General features: G+C 74.1%; 11 protein-coding genes. 5 read left to right on the top strand and 6 right to left on the bottom strand.

What is annotated here, in order from left to right:
• Nucleotides 1-185: 185 nt before the first annotated feature.
• From ABZY57_RS22415 to moeZ, 5 genes are all read left to right on the top strand, one after another.
• Complete coding sequence (locus ABZY57_RS22415; RefSeq protein WP_356514556.1) at nt 186-1,916, top strand: DUF3492 domain-containing protein; 1,731 nt, start codon at nt 186-188, stop codon at nt 1,914-1,916.
• Nucleotides 1,913-2,833: a hypothetical protein gene (locus ABZY57_RS22410; protein WP_356514548.1), complete on the top strand. Its 921-nt coding sequence runs from the start codon at nt 1,913-1,915 to the stop codon at nt 2,831-2,833. Before ABZY57_RS22415 ends, ABZY57_RS22410 begins: the two co-directional genes overlap by 4 nt.
• 110 nt (nt 2,834-2,943) lie before the next feature.
• A complete protein-coding gene (locus ABZY57_RS22405) occupies nt 2,944-3,969 on the top strand; it encodes an NAD-dependent epimerase/dehydratase (protein WP_356514546.1) in 1,026 nt (341 codons plus the stop codon).
• Complete coding sequence (locus ABZY57_RS22400) at nt 3,957-4,709, top strand: spherulation-specific family 4 protein (protein ID WP_356514544.1); 753 nt, start codon at nt 3,957-3,959, stop codon at nt 4,707-4,709. The genes ABZY57_RS22405 and ABZY57_RS22400 overlap by 13 nt, the downstream gene beginning before the upstream one ends.
• Nucleotides 4,710-4,772: 63 nt before the next feature.
• Nucleotides 4,773-5,951 (top strand): adenylyltransferase/sulfurtransferase MoeZ, encoded by a 1,179-nt coding sequence (gene moeZ / locus ABZY57_RS22395; protein WP_356514542.1) that lies wholly within the window; start codon nt 4,773-4,775, stop codon nt 5,949-5,951.
• 76 nt (nt 5,952-6,027) lie between these two features.
• Here the strand turns inward: moeZ and ABZY57_RS22390 are convergent, their stop codons facing one another.
• The 6 genes from ABZY57_RS22390 to hemG form a co-directional block, all read right to left on the bottom strand.
• Complete coding sequence (locus ABZY57_RS22390; protein ID WP_356514540.1) at nt 6,028-7,605, bottom strand: alpha/beta hydrolase; 1,578 nt, start codon at nt 7,603-7,605, stop codon at nt 6,028-6,030.
• A gap of 78 nt (nt 7,606-7,683) precedes the next feature.
• A complete protein-coding gene (locus ABZY57_RS22385) occupies nt 7,684-10,212 on the bottom strand; it encodes an ABC transporter permease (RefSeq protein ID WP_356514538.1) in 2,529 nt (842 codons plus the stop codon).
• Between the two features lie 72 nt (nt 10,213-10,284).
• Nucleotides 10,285-11,037: an ABC transporter ATP-binding protein gene (locus ABZY57_RS22380; protein ID WP_356514554.1), complete on the bottom strand. Its 753-nt coding sequence runs from the start codon at nt 11,035-11,037 to the stop codon at nt 10,285-10,287.
• Between the two features lie 169 nt (nt 11,038-11,206).
• Nucleotides 11,207-12,454, bottom strand: coding sequence for a HAMP domain-containing sensor histidine kinase (locus tag ABZY57_RS22375; protein ID WP_356514552.1), 1,248 nt, complete (start codon nt 12,452-12,454; stop codon nt 11,207-11,209).
• 5 nt (nt 12,455-12,459) lie between these two features.
• Nucleotides 12,460-13,227: a two-component system response regulator CseB gene (gene cseB, locus ABZY57_RS22370; RefSeq protein ID WP_356514537.1), complete on the bottom strand. Its 768-nt coding sequence runs from the start codon at nt 13,225-13,227 to the stop codon at nt 12,460-12,462.
• A 219-nt stretch (nt 13,228-13,446) separates the two neighbouring features.
• Nucleotides 13,447-14,826: a protoporphyrinogen oxidase gene (gene hemG, locus ABZY57_RS22365; protein ID WP_356514535.1), complete on the bottom strand. Its 1,380-nt coding sequence runs from the start codon at nt 14,824-14,826 to the stop codon at nt 13,447-13,449.
• Between the last annotated feature and the right edge of the window lie 60 nt (nt 14,827-14,886).

Raw genomic sequence — 14,886 nt, 5'->3', positions numbered from 1 at the left:
CTGCCCCACTTTTTTATTCCCGGCCCCCCCCCCTACCCGTCCGCTAATTTACTCACCTAACCCCCCTCGGGGTGGCGCGCCCCACACCCCGCGGACCCCCCTTCGGCATATCCGCTTGAGTTCGTATCCGGCGGGTCGCCGGACCGACGGAGACCGCCTGAAACGGGAGATCGGGGGTGCCACTCGTGCGGATCGGACTGCTCACGGAAGGTGGTTATCCGTATGCCACGGGCGAAGCGAGGCTGTGGTGCGACCGGCTCGTGCGCGGGCTTCCCCAGCACGAGTTCGAGCTCTACGCCCTGAGCCGCAGCGCCGAGCAGGAGGAGCGCGGCCGCGTGTCGCTGCCCGCCCACGTCACCCGGGTGCGGACCGCCCCGCTGTGGGCGCCGGCCGACGACGGGCGCAGCTACCGGCGCCGCGAGCGCCGCCGCTTCGCCGCCGCCTTCACGGAACTGGTCCGCGGGATCTGCGGGGCCGACCCCGCGCGGTTCGCGGACGGGCTGTACGGGCTGGCCGGGCTCGCCTCGGAACAGGGCGGGCTGTGCGCGGCCCTGCGCTCGGAGACGGCCGTACGGGCCGTGGAGTCCGCCTGTCGCGCCCCGGAGGCGAGCAGGGCCGTACAGCGGGCGCAGGTCGCGGACCTGCTGGAGTTCGTGGACGAACTGGAGCGGATGCTGCGGCCGTTGTCCCTGGACTGGTACGAGGACCTGAGCGAGGTCGACGTCTGCCACGCTGCCGCGGGCGGGGTCGCGGCGCTCCCCGGACTCCTGGCCAAACGCTTCTTCGGAGTGCCGCTCCTGGTCACCGAGTACGGTGTCCAGCTCCGGGCCCACTACCTCGCGCACTCCGCGCACTCCGCAGGGGACGAGCGGCCGGCCGTACGGGCCCTGCTCGCGGCGTTCCACACCCGGCTGGCCGGCGAGATCTACTCCCAGGCCGACCTGCTCACCCCCGGCAACGCGCACGCCCGGCGCTGGCAGGAACGCTGCGGGGCCTCCCGCGAACGGCTGCGCACGGTCTACCCCGGCATGGAGGCGGACCGATTCGCCGCCGTGGGCGAGGACCCGGCGTGCGGGGACCCGCACACGCTCGTCTGGGTCGGGCGGGTGGACCCCGCCAAGGACCTGATCGCCCTGCTGCACGCCTTCGCCGAGGTGCGCCGGGCCGAACCGCGCGCACGGCTGCGGATCTTCGCGACGGCGGGCGGGACGAACCCCGCGGTCGGGCACGGCTACCTGGCCGACTGCCGCTCGCTCGCCGCGCAGCTCTTCCCCGACGAGGCCGCGGACGCCCACGCGGTCGGCGAGAACCCGGTCACCTTCGAGGAGATCGGCGGACCCGACGCGCCGTTCCCGGCCGACGCGTACGGCTCCGGGCGGGTGGTGGTGCTCTCCTCCGTCATCGAGGGCTTCCCCATCACCCTCGCCGAGGCCATGTTCTGCGGTCGCGCCACCGTGTCCACCGACGTCGGCGCCGTCGTCGAGGTGATCGGCGGAACCGGGCTCGTGGTGCCGCCGCGCAACCCGCGCGCGCTCGCCGAGGCCTGCGTCTCGCTGCTGCGGGACCCCGAGCGGGCCCAGCGGCTCGGCTCCGCCGCCCGGGCGCGGGCCCTCGAACTCTTCACCGTCGAGCAGAACGTCGCCGCCTTCCAGGAGTCCTACCTGCGGCTGCTCGCCCGCGGCCCGGCGCGCCCCGACGGCACCGGGGTGCCCTTCGAGCAGCCGCCCGAGGCCCGGGTCCCGGGCCACTGGGCCACCCCCACCTGGGCCACCCCCCACCCCGAGCCCGCCCCCTCCGAAGGACGGGCCCCCGACCCGGGCGGCCCTCCGGCCCCGGGCGAGGCCCGGCCCGCCGCCGTCCCGGAGGGTGACGCGGCCGTCATGGTGCCCGCCGCCGGTTCGGAGGCCTCCGCATGACCGTGCCCCTGGACGAAGCCGTCCCCCCAGTGGACCCACCCCCGCCCCGCAGGGCCCGCTCCGGCGGGGATCCCGTCAAGGCCCTGCTCCACCGACACCGGGAACTCTGCGAGCACGCCGTGGACCCGCTGGAGATCGCCGCAGGGCTGGAGGCGCACGGCATCACCGACCGCACCGCCGCCCGCTTCCGCCACCGGGACGTCTTCTCCCTCGCGGAGGAGCTCTACGCCCGGACCCCCCGCGACGGGACCCCGCCCGCCCCGCCGGCCGGGATCCCGGTCCACGCCAAGGCGGTACGGGGCTTCGGCTACGCGCTGCTGCCCGGGGCCCTCGCCCTCGGCGCGGCCGCCGCCGGGGTGCCCTGGGCGGGAGCCCTCGCGGTGCTCGTCACCGTCGCCGGGCTCGGACGGCCCGGCCGGGCCGCCGGGGGCCGCTTCCCCGCCGCCGTGTACCTGCTGGCCGCCGCCGGCCTCGGCTGGGCCGTCCACCGCCACGGCACCCCCCTGGGGACCGCCCTGGCCGTGGCCGTCGCCCCCGGGTACCTGGCCGGCGCCGTCTTCGCGGCCCGCGCCCGGCGCCGGCTCGCCGGGAGCAGGGCCCTGGAGGACTTCGCCGACGGGGTGAGACCCCTGCTCCTCGGGACGCTCGCGCTGTACGCCGCGGCCGCCGCGGGGGCGGCCGCACTGGCCGGGACCCCTCTGGCGGTGGCCGTACCGCTCGCGGTGCTGCTCTTCCTGACCCGGCTGCTGCTCGGCCACGGAGCCCCCCGCGGAGCCCTCGCGGCGGCGCCGGCCCTCGTACTCGCCCTGCTCCCCGTCCCGGCGGCGCCGTTCGCCGCCGCGGTGGGAGTCCTCGTACCCGCCGTACTCGCGCTGTCGCGGGCCTCCGCACACGCGCAGCGGCACGGAGGCCACTGAGTCCTTTCGGAATCAGACCCCGAAGCGGCGTACCCCCCCACCCCGATCCACCCATCCAGCAAGGAGAAACAGGACATGACCGGCCAGCCAACCAACCAAGGGGCCGCGCGATGAGGGTGTTGCTGATCGGAGCCAACGGATACCTCGGACGCTACGTGGCGGACCGCCTGCTCGCCGACCCCGCGGTCCAGCTCACCGCGCTCGGCCGCGGAGACGACGCCGACGTCCGCTTCGACCTCGCCACCGGCAGCCCCGGCGCGCTCACCCGGTTCCTCGACGCCGTCCACCCGGGCGTCGTCATCAACTGCGCGGGAGCCACCCGGGGCGGCGCCCGCGAGCTCACCCGGCACAACACCGTGGCCGTCGCCACCATCTGCGAATCGCTGCGCCGCAGCGGGTGCGGCGCCCGGCTCGTCCAGCTCGGCTGCGCCGCCGAGTACGGGCCCAGCCAGCCCGGGTCGTCCACGGCCGAGGACGCCGTGCCCAGACCGGGAGGGCCGTACGGAGTCAGCAAACTGGCCGCCACCGAGCTCGTGCTCGGCTCCGGGCTGGACGCCGTCGTGCTGCGGATCTTCTCGCCCGTCGGCCCCGGCACCCCCGCCGGATCCCCCCTCGGCCGGCTCGCCGAGGCCATGCGGCGCGCGATGCAGTCCGGGGACGGCGAGCTCAAGCTCAGCGGGCTCGGCGTGCAGCGCGACTTCGTCGACGTACGGGACGTGGCACGGGCGGTGCACGCCGCCTCGTTGTCGGCCGCCCAGGGCGTCGTCAACATCGGCACGGGCCGGGCGGTCCGGCTGCGCGACGCGGCAGCCGTGCTGGCCCGGGTCGCCGGGTACGGAGGCTCGCTGCACGAGATCGACGTACCGCAGCACGGGCAGCACGCCCAGCACCCGCAGGCGCACGGGCACCCCGGGCGGCCCGCCGGGCTCGCCGCCATCGGCTCCCCGCGTTCCGAGGCCACGGCCGAGCAGCTCGCGGCCGCGACGGCCCAGCCCCCGTACCCCTACCCGGACGGCTGCGGAGCCTGGCAGCAGGCGGATGTCCGTACCGCCCGCGACCGGCTTGGCTGGCGGCCGCGGATCAACCTGGAGGAATCCCTCGCGGACATCTGGATGGAGGCGGCGTGCCGCATCTGACCACCCCGCCGGCCGCCGGCCAGGCCGCCACCGAGGCGGGCCGGCTCGGTCTGGGCGTCCCCGGGTACGCGCATCCGCTGCTGGCGCCGGTGGAGTGGGCCGAGCTGACCCGGCCGGGGACGCCGCTGCACTGGGCCGTCCTCAACGTCGCGGACGGGCCGGGCGGCCGGCCCGACCCGCACTGCACGGAGGCGGCCGCGAAGCTCCGCGGCGCGGGCGGCGCGATCCTCGGGCATCTCGCCATGCGAGACGGGGAGCGGTCGTTCGGGGAGCTCGTCTCCGACGCCCACCGCTTCCGCGACTGGTACGGGGCCGACGGCTTCTACCTCGCGGACGCTCCGGCCGGGAAGGAGGAGCTGGCCTCCGTGCGCCGGGTCGTCGACACCTTGCGGGGACTCGGCGACGGCCTGCGGATCGTCCTCGGACACGGCACCCACCCCTGCGAGGGGTACACGGAAACCGCCGATCAACTGGTCACCTTCTCCGGGAGCTGGGCCGACTACCGCTGGTCGCAGGTGGCGGAGTGGACGGCGGACCACCCGCCGGAGACGTTCTGCCACCTCGTGCACGGAGTACCGCGCACGCACCTGGAGGAGGCGCTGCGGATCGCCCGCTGGCAGGGTGCGGGAACCATCTGGCTCACCGACCGGCGCGGGTCCGCTGCCCTGGACCCCTGGGCGTCGATGCCCGGGTACTGGGACGAAATCGTCTCGCGGATCGGACCGGGTGTCTCGGAATGAAGGAGGGCGTGGCAGTGTTACGGGAAGAACCACCGTTAAGACTTAATCATCTACGGAGTCCCCGTGTCGCTGCCACCCCTGGTAGAGCCAGCTGCTGAGCTCACCGTTGACGAGGTCCGTCGGTACTCCCGCCACCTGATCATCCCCGATGTGGGGATGGACGGCCAGAAGCGCCTGAAGAACGCCAAGGTGCTGGCCGTGGGCGCGGGCGGCCTCGGCTCGCCCGCCCTCATGTACCTGGCCGCGGCCGGCGTCGGCACGCTGGGCATCGTGGAGTTCGACGAGGTCGACGAGTCGAACCTGCAGCGCCAGATCATCCACAGCCAGGCGGACATCGGCCGTTCCAAGGCCGAGTCGGCCCGCGACAGCGTGCTGGGCATCAACCCGTACGTGAACGTGGTCCTCCACGAAGAGCGGCTCGAAGCCGACAACGTGATGGAGATCTTCAGCCAGTACGACCTCATCGTCGACGGCACGGACAACTTCGCCACGCGCTACCTCGTGAACGACGCCTGCGTGCTGCTGAACAAGCCGTACGTGTGGGGCTCGATCTACCGCTTCGACGGTCAGGCCTCGGTCTTCTGGTCCGAGCACGGCCCGTGCTACCGCTGCCTCTACCCGGAGCCGCCCCCGCCGGGCATGGTCCCGAGCTGCGCCGAGGGCGGCGTGCTGGGCGTGCTCTGCGCGTCCATCGGGTCCATCCAGGTCACCGAGGCCATCAAGGTCCTCACCGGCGTCGGCGAGTCGCTGGTCGGCCGCCTGATGATCTACGACGCCCTGGAGATGCAGTACCGCCAGGTCAAGGTCCGCAAGGACCCCGACTGCGCGGTCTGCGGTCCGAACGCGACCGTCACCGAGCTCATCGACTACGAGGCCTTCTGCGGCGTCGTGTCGGAGGAGGCCCAGGAGGCGGCCGCCGGTTCGACGATCACTCCCAAGCAGCTCAAGGAGTGGATCGACAACGACGAGCCGATCGAGATCATCGACGTCCGCGAGATCAACGAGTACGAGATCGTCTCGATCCCCGGCGCGAAGCTGATCCCCAAGGGCGAGTTCCTGATGGGCACCGCCCTCCAGGACATGCCGCAGGACAAGCGCATCGTCTTGCACTGCAAGACGGGTGTCCGCAGTGCGGAAGTCCTCGCGGTCCTGAAGTCCGCAGGCTTCGCGGACGCGGTCCACGTCGGCGGCGGCGTCATCGGCTGGGTCCACCAGATCGAGCCCGAGAAGCCGGTCTACTAGTCACCCCGGAGGGGCCGTACCCCGCGCGAGCGGAGTACGGCCCCTCCGGCGTGTTCCGGCCTCCGAAAGGGACGGCCTACACGGGCGAGGTCGGCGCCGGGGCCTTCGACGCCGTGCAGACGGTGCCCGCGCCGGGCACCTTCCCGTCGAGCAGGTAGGAGTTGACGGCCTCCTGCACGCAGGGGTCGCCGCTGTTGTACGCGCCGTGCCCCTCGCCCTTGAAGGTCAGCTCCACGCCGACGCCGGGGCCGAGGCGCTCCACCATCTTGCGGGCGCCCTCGTACGGGGTCGCCGGGTCACCGGTGTTGCCGATCACCAGGATGGGGGCCGAGCCGGGGGCCGAGACGTCCGGGGTGTTCCAGGCGCCGGCGACGGGCCAGTCGGTGCAGCCCATCATGGCCCAGCCGAGGAAGTCCCCGAAGACGGGCGAGGCCGCACGGAACTCGGGCAGCTTGGCCTTGGTCTGGGCGAGCGTGTAGCGGTCCTTGGAGTCGGCACAGCTGATGGCGGTGTTGGCCGATCCGATGTTGCTGTAGGTGCCCTTCGGGTCGCGGCCGTTGAGGGCGTCGGACATGGCGAGCAGGAGCTGTCCCTGGCCGCCCTCGGCCTCGTCCAGGCCCTGTTCCAGCAGCGGCCAGGCCTCCTTGGAGTACAGGGCGAAGGCGATGCCGTTGGTCGCGGCGTCCTCCGTGAGCAGCCGGTCGCCGGAGCCCGGGATGGGTTTGGCCGCCAGTTCCTTCTGGAGCTTGATGATGTTCGCCTCGATCTCCTTGGCGGTGCTGCCCTGCAGCTGGCAGGAATCGCCGCGGTCCACGCAGTCCTGGGCGAAGTTGCCGAGCGCGAGCTGGAAGCCCTTGGCCTGACCGAGGGCGCCCTGCTCGGAGTTCTTGGTCGGGTCGACCACGGCGTCGAAGACGGCCCGGCCGACGTTCTTGGGGAAGAGGTGGGCGTACACCCCGCCGAGCTCGGTGCCGTAGGAGATGCCGAAGTAGTACAGCTTGTCGTCGCCGAGGGCCTGGCGGATCCGGTCCAGGTCACGGGCCGCGTTCTCGGTGCCGACGTGGGGCAGCACCTTGCCGGACCTCTTGACGCAGGCGTCCTTGTACTTCTTGGAGGTGGCGAGGAACTGCTTCTCCTCCTCCGGAGTCGTGGGGCTGGAGTCGGAGGCGTAGTACGCGTCCAGCTGCTTGTCGTCCTCGCACAGGACGGGCGCGCTGCGGCCGACCCCGCGCGGGTCGAAGCTGACCAGGTCGTAGCGCTCGCGCAGGGCCGCGTACTCCTTGGCCGCGCCGGGCAGGCTGGTGATCCCGGAGCCGCCGGGGCCGCCGAAGTTGAAGACGAGCGAGCCGATCCGCTTGTCCTTGTCGCGGGCCTTCGCCCGGATCAGCGCCAGCGGGATCGTCTCCCCTTCCGGCTCGGCGTAGTCGAGGGGCACATCGAGGACGGCGCACTGCCAGTCCTTGCCGGGGACCTGTCCGGCGCCCTCGGCAGGGGTGGGTGCCTCGCACTCGCCCCACTTGGGTTTCGCGATGTCCTGCGCGGCGCCGTCCTTGCCCCTCTTCTCCTCGCCTCCACCGTCGGAACAGGCACTGGTGGCGAGGAGCGCGGCGGCAGCGGCGGTGGCAGCGGCGACCCGCAGGGCGTGTGTCGGCATGCCCTCATCCTCGGCGCGCCCCGCCCGTCGCGCCCCCGCGCTGACCCATCCGGGTCACGGGGGCGCGAGGGCGAGCGGTCAGTGGGCGGCCGTGGCGGCGGGGATGTCGACACCGGCGGCCCTGCGGGCCGGCCAGAGGGACGCGAGCAGGGCGCCCGCCATGGCGAGCAGCACTCCGAGGGCGAGCCGCCCCCAGGGGACGACCAGGGCGTATCCCGCGACGCTCTCCTGGAGGGTGTTGCCGAGGGCCCAGCCCATGAAGATGCCCATGACCGTGCCGACGGCCGCGCCGAGGGCGCCGACGAGCAGGGCCTCGATGCGGATCATCCGGGTCACTCCGGCGCGGTCCAGGCCGAGGGCGCGGAGCGTGCCGATCTCCTTGCGGCGTTCGAGCACCGCCATCGCGAGGGTGTTGGCGATGCCGAGGGCGGCGATCACCAGGGACATGCTGAGCAGCGCGTAGAAGATGCCCAGCTGGTCGCCGATGCCGCTGGTGTCCTCGGCCCGGACGGCCTCCTTGTCGAGGACGGACAGGGCGGGGTTGTCGCCGAGCGCCTTGACGACGCTCGCGCGCTGGGCCCGGCCGGGGCCGCCCGCGGTGGCCACGACGATGGCGTCGGTGTGCGGGGTGGGGTCGAAGCGGGCGACCAGCGAGTCGGGTGCGGTGATGCTGGGCAGCACCTTGCTCTGTTCGTCCGCGCGGTAGATCGCGCCGATGGTGACCTCGCCCTGCTCGTCCTGCCGCTTCACGGGGAGGCTCTGGCCGACCCTCCAGCCGTTGGGCCCGGCCTTGTAGTCGGCGACGGCGACCTGGCCCCGGGCGAGGCTGTCGAGGGAGCCCGCGGTCACCTCGTAGCGCAGCAGGCGGCCGATGGTCGCGGGGTCGACGCCGGTCAGGACGGAGGGGACGCCGCCGATCCGGTACTCGGTGGACTGGTTGAGCGGGCTGTAGGCGGCGCCGGGCAGCTTCGCCAGGGGCTCGGCGGTGGCGGGGGTCATCCGCTGCCCGCCCGAGGGTGCCTGCACCAGGTAGTCGGCGGTGATGTCCCGGGTGGTCGCTCCGTCGAGGTACCGGGTGGCGGAGGCGCCGAGGACGGACAGGCCGGAGGCGAGCGCGAGGGCGATGGCGAGCGCCGCGGCGGTGGCGCCGGTACGCCGGGGGTCGCGCACGGTGTTGCGGGCGGCGAGGTCGCCGTGCACCGGGCTGAAGCGCAGCAGCAGCGGCCGGAGCAGGGCGGTGAACGGCCGGGACAGGAGCGGGATGAGGCCGATCGCGCCGGTCAGGGTGAGGGCCGCGCCGAGGCCGATGACGGTCCGGGCGTCGCCGTCGGCGCCGAGGGCTCCGTACAGGGTCGCGGCCGCTCCGGTGAGCAGCAGGGCGGCACCGAGGCCGGAGCGCAGGGAGCCGGCGCGCGCGGGCGCGGCGGGCTCGGCGGCTCCGAGGGCGGCGACGGGCGGGATGGCCATGGCCCGGCGGACCGGCACCCAGGCGGCGATCACGGGCAGGGCGGTGCCGACCACCAGCGCGATGATCACCGTGGAGGGGAGCAGGGTCAGCGGGGCGTCCGGGCTGTCGGCGGAGGAGAAGAGGGTCTGGAGCAGGGCGGCGACCCCCGTGCCGGCCAGGATGCCGGCCGCGGAGGCGATCAGGCCGACGAGCACGGACTCGGTCAGCAGGATCCGGCGCACCTGCTTGCGGGTGGCGCCGACGGCCCGCATCAGGGCCAGTTCCCGGGTGCGGCGGGAGACCAGCATGGTGAAGGTGTTCGAGATGAGGAAGGTGGCCACGAACAGGGCGACCGCCGCGAAGCCCAGCATGATCTGGCTCATGGTGTCGCTGTCGCCGGAGGCCATGTTCGCCTGGAGCCGGGCGAGCTGGGCGCCGGTGACCGCGGTGGAGTCCTTGGGGATCACCGCTTCGACCCGGCCGAGGAGCTGCGTCACATCCGTGCCGGGTACGGCCGTGATCTCGATGTCCGTGTACCGGCCGGGCCGGAGGTACAGCCGCTGTGCGGTGGCGTTGTCGAACAGCACGAGGCTGCCCCCGGGGGTGAGCTTCGAGGCGTCGGTGCGAAAGACGCCGCTGAGCTCGTAGGACTCGGCGCCGGTGCTCGTGCCGACGCGCACCGTGTCACCGACGCGGTAGCCGCCCCTGGCTGCGGAGGCCTGGTCGAGGGCGACGGCCTTGGCGCCGACCGGGCCGGAGCCCTCCTCGAAGGTGTAGGCCGGGTCCGTGCCGTCCTTGCCCGGGGCGAAGTTGCCGCCCTTGCGGAACTCGCCGCTGCCCAGCAGCCGTCCCTCGGCGTCGGCGACGGCCGCGAATCCGTCGACCCGGCCCGCGGCGGCGGCGACGCCGGGGACCCCGGCCAGGGAGGCCGTGGTGCGGGCGTCGAGGGTGGCGGGCGGGGCGCCGGGCACGGAGTTGGGCGAGACGTTGAGGGAGACGCGGTCGTAGCCGGCGCTCGCCCGGTCGACGGCGGCCTGCTTCTGGCTGTCGCCGTAGACGAGGCTGCCGGTGACGAAGGTGACCCCGAGCACGACCGCGAACACGGTCATCAGCAGGCGGGCCTTGTGCGCGAGCACGTTGCGCAGGGCGGTACGGAACATGGGATGCGGATCCTGGTGGGGCGGGCCCGGGGGAGCGGGCGGGCGGCTGGTTCGGTGCGGGAGGCGGACGGGTCAGCTCGTGCGCGAGCGCGCCTCGAACGCCTTCATCCGGTCCAGGACCCGGTCCGCGGTGGGCTGCGCCATCTCGTCGACCAGCCGTCCGTCGGAGAGGAACACCACGCGGTCCGCGTACCCGGCGGCGACGGGGTCGTGGGTGACCATGACCACGGTCCGGCCCAGCTCGCGCACCGAGTCGCGCAGGAAGCCGAGGACTTCGGCCCCGGCGCGGGAGTCGAGGTTTCCGGTGGGCTCGTCGCCGAAGATGATCGCGGGCCGGGTGATGAGGGCCCGGGCCACCGCCACGCGCTGCTGCTGCCCGCCGGAGAGCTGCCCGGGACGGTGGCCGAGGCGCTGCGAGAGGCCGGTCAGGGAGACCACGTGGTCCAGCCACTGCCGGTCGGGCTCACGGCCGGCGATGGTCAGCGGCAGGGTGATGTTCTCCAGCGCGGTCAGTGTCGGCATGAGGTTGAAGGCCTGGAAGATGAAGCCGATCCGGTCGCGCCGCAGCCGGGTGAGCTGCTCGTCGTTCAGGGAGCCCAGTTCGGTGGTGCCGATGCGGGCGGAGCCGGAGCTGAAGGAGTCGAGTCCGGCGGCGCAGTGCATGAGGGTGGACTTGCCGCAGCCGGAGGGGCCCATGATCGCGGTGAACTCGCCCTCGCGGAAGGAGATGCTGACCCCGTCCAGGGCGACGACCCGGGTGTCACCGCTGCCGTAGACCTTCGAGAGGCCGGTGGTGGCGGCCGCGATGCCGGTCGGCGCGTGCAGCGGGTGCGGGGCATGGGGGGCGGCGGTCACGGGGACTCCTCTTCGGGCGCGGGAAGGTGCATTCCGAAGGGTGTCCGGGGGACGTATCGGGGCCTGGGCCGCGGGGTATCGGCGGTCGCTCCGGTGTGTATCGATCCTGTAGCCGGCGGGCCGGCGGGCCGGCGGGTGGTCAGCCCGGCAGGCGCAGCGTGGCGACGGCGCCGCCGTCCGGGGCGTTGTCGAAGCGGAGTTCGGCGCCGAGCACCCGGGCCTGGCCCACGGCGATGGTCAGGCCCAGACCGTGGCCCGAGCCGCGCTCGGCCGCACCCGTCTGGAAGCGGCGCGGGCCGTCGCGCAGCAGGTCCGCGGGGAATCCCGGGCCGTGGTCGCGTACGACGACCGTACGGTCCTCGACGGTGACCGTCACCGGGGCCTTCCCGTGCCGGTGGGCGTTGACGACGAGGTTGCCGACGATCCGTTCGAGGCGGCGCGGATCGGTCTCCACGCTCTCCGCCCGCCCGGCGACCTCGACCCCGGTGGCCAGTCCGGTGCGCGTCACCGCCTCGGCGACGACCGCGCCGAGCGGGACCCGGGCGTGGACCGGGAGTTCGGCGCCGGCGTCCAGCCGGGAGACCTCCAGCAGGTCCTCGACCAGCCCGCGCAGATCGCGTACCCGGGCCCGGAGCAGGTCCTCCGTCTCGCCGGGCGGCAGCAGGTCCGCGGTGGCCAGCAGACCGCCGACGGGGGTGCGCAGCTCGTGGGCCACGTCCGCGGTGAACCGGCGCTCGTCGCGCAGCCGGCGGCCGAGGGTGTCGGCCATGAGGTCGACGGTGGCGGCGATGTCGTCCACCTCGTCGCGGCCCTCGGTGATCCCGCTCCGGGCGTCGAGGTCCCCGGCGGAGATCCGGCCCGCGGTCTCGGAGACCTGCCGCAGCCTGCGGGCGAGCAGCCCGGCTCCGTAGGCCGCCAGGGGCGTGGCCCCCGCGAGGACGACCAGCGAGGCCACCACCATGGTCACGTCGAGCTGGCGCAGCCCGTAGAGCCCCGCGTTCATGCTGACCCGGAGGGCGAGCACCGGGCTTCCCGGACCGCCGACCCGCTGGGCGCCCCAGACGCCCGGGGGGACCATCTCGTCGAGGCCCCCGTAGGAGGCCGTGTGCCGGTCGCCGTCGGACAGGTGCCTCAGTGAGGCGGGCAGTTCGGGGGGATCGAGTTCGGCACCGTCGACGAGCGTTCCGGTGCGCCGGTAGGTCTCCATGGCCGAGTACACGCTGTTGGAGGCCTGCATCTCGGCCTGTTCCCGGATCTCCCGCGCGGTCCATACGTGCACCAGTACGCCGACCGCGGCGGCGACCAGGCAACCGGTGGCCGCGGCCAGCGCGGCGATCTTCCAGCGCAGGGGCACGCGGCGCGGGCCGGGGCGGCGGAACGGACGCACCGCCCTCAACGCCTGAGCTTGTAGCCGAAGCCGCGGACCGTCTCGATCCGGTCCCGGCCGAGCTTGCCGCGCAGCCGCTGCACGCACAGGTCCACGACGCGGCTGTCGCCGTCCCAGCCGTAGTCCCAGACGTTGCGCAGCAGGGTGTGCCGCTCCAGCACGATGCCCGGGTGGGCGGCGAACTCCAGCAGCAGCTTGAGCTCGGTCGGGGTCAGCGCCACCGGGGTTCCGCCGACGGCCACGTCCAGGCCGCCGGTGTGGAGGGTCAGATCCCCGAAGGCCAGCAGTTCTCCCTCGGAGGGCCCCGGCCCCCCGGCCGTGGCCTGACCGGCGTGACCGGCGTGACCGGCGTGCCCGGCCGCCGGGGCGGGGGCGTAGGTGGCGCGCCGCAGCAGCGAGCGGATGCGGGCCACGAGGACGTTGGTGTCCACCGGCTTGACGACGTAGTCGTCCGCCCCGGCCTCCAGACCGGCGACGATGTCCAGCCCGTCGCCCCGGGCCGACATCATCAGGACCGGGACCAGGCTGGACTCGCGGACCTTGCGGCACAGGCCGATCCCGTCGAGGCCGGGCAGCATCACGTCGAGGATCAGCAGGTCGAAGTCCTCGTCGCGGAAGGATTCGAGGCCCGTGAGTCCGTCGGCGGCGGCCCGGACCGTGTACCCGTAGCGCTCCAGGGAGACGGTGAACGAGCGGCGCATCAGCTCGTCGTCCTCCACCAGCAGCACGCGAACGGGTCGCGGGGAGGCGGGAGCCGGGGTGGGGGAGGACACGGGGGGACGACTCCTGTTCGGGGGACGGGGACCTGGAAGGAACGATAGGGCAGCGGCCGCGGCGGTCCCCCTCGCGACGGTCCCGCGCACCGATCAGATGAAGAGTCGAGCGCTCCCTGATACCCGCCCGATACGAAGAGCCGCGGTTCGCCGGGTCCCGGCCCCGGCGGAGGCCGGACCCGCCGGGGCCGGGGCCGGGGCGGGCCAGGCCCGGGGCCGCTAGGGCTGCGCCAGGACCTGCTTCGCCGCCGCGCGCCCCGTCGCGACGGAGGCGGCCACGCCCACGCCCTCGTACGCCGCTCCGCACAGCGCGATGCCGGGCAGCTTGCCGGTGGCCTCGCGGATGCGGGCGACGCGCTCGCGGTGCCCGACGCCGTACTGGGGCAGGCCCCGGTCCCAGCGGGTGACCCGGGTGGCCAGGGGTTCGCCCATGGCGCCCACCGCGTGGTGGAGCTCGGCGATGGCCGAGCGGACCAGGTGGCGGTCGGGGCGGCCGAGTAGATCGTCCTCGCCGATGCGGCCGATGGAGGCGCGCAGCACGAAGGTCTCGGGGGCCGAGTCGTGCAGCCAGGACCACTTGTTGGAGAGGAAGGAGGCGGCCTTGAGGGTGTGGCCGTCGACCGGCGGGACCAGGAAGCCGTTGCCCTCGGGGAGGAAGTGGGCCCGGGCGCGCGAGAAGGCCATGGTGATGACGGCCGTGGAGGCGTGCGGGATCGAGGAGAGCTCGGCCTCGGCCAGCGGGGAGTGCGGGCGCAGCAGCTCCGCGGACGCGAAGGCGGGCAGCGCGAGGATCACCGCGTCCGCCTCCATCGTCAGCGGTCCGTCGCCGGTCATCGCCTGGACGCGCCAGCGGCCGCCGGCGCTCTGCTGGAGCGAGCGGGCCGTCGTCCCGGTGAGGATGCGCGCCCCGCAGGCTTCCGCGACGGCCGCCGCGAAGCGCCCGGTGCCGCCGACGACGCCCTGGACGGCCACGGCCCCCGGGCGGGGGGCGCCGGCCGCGCGCATCCGGCGCAGGGCCGGAAGCAGCGGCGTGCCCTGTTCCGCGAGGGCCGCGATCCGGGGCATGGCCGCGCGCAGCGAGAGGCGGTCGGCGAGGCCGGCGTAGACGCCGCCCAGCACGGGTTCGACGAGCCGGTCCACGGCCTCCTGGCCGAAGCGGCCGGCCAGGTAGGCGGTGACCGAGCAGTCCTCGGTGAGCGGGGCGGCCGGGAGGGTCTCCTCGGCCGCGACGCGGGCGACGCCCTCGGGGGAGAGGAGCCCGGTGCCGCTCAAAGCGGAGGGGTCGGTGGGGACGCCCATCACGTGTCCGGCGGGCAGTGGCCGCAGGGCGCCGTTGGTCCAGATGGTGGTGGCGGACTTCGCGGGATCGCAGAGGGCCTCGCCGAGTCCGACGGCGGCGGCCAGTTCCACGGCCTCCGGGCGCAGGGCCATGAGGGACTCCGCGCCCTCGTCGACGGTGATGCCGGCGATGGTGCCGGTCCGGAGCTTCCCGCCGACCTTGGCGTGGCTCTCCAGGACGGTGACATCGGCCTGGCTGCGCAACTGCCACGCGGCGGCCAGACCGCTGATCCCGCCACCGATGACGATCACTGAACGCATGGTGTTCTCCCGTGGCCCCGAGGTCGATATGTTCCCGTATGAAACCTATGGGAACGCGGT

Source organism: Streptomyces sp. NPDC006450, from assembly GCF_040612195.1.
GTDB lineage: Bacteria > Actinomycetota > Actinomycetes > Streptomycetales > Streptomycetaceae > Streptomyces.
This window is presented reverse-complemented; position numbering and strand designations above follow the sequence as displayed.

Coding starts and splice junctions, on each gene's coding strand:
- hemG (WP_356514535.1), bottom strand. CDS start 14,826: ATGCGTTCAGTGATCGTCATCGGTGGCGGGATCAGCGGTCTGGCCGCC.
- ABZY57_RS22405 (WP_356514546.1), top strand. CDS start 2,944: ATGAGGGTGTTGCTGATCGGAGCCAACGGATACCTCGGACGCTACGTG.
- ABZY57_RS22385 (WP_356514538.1), bottom strand. CDS start 10,212: ATGTTCCGTACCGCCCTGCGCAACGTGCTCGCGCACAAGGCCCGCCTG.
- ABZY57_RS22390 (WP_356514540.1), bottom strand. CDS start 7,605: ATGCCGACACACGCCCTGCGGGTCGCCGCTGCCACCGCCGCTGCCGCC.
- ABZY57_RS22410 (WP_356514548.1), top strand. CDS start 1,913: ATGACCGTGCCCCTGGACGAAGCCGTCCCCCCAGTGGACCCACCCCCG.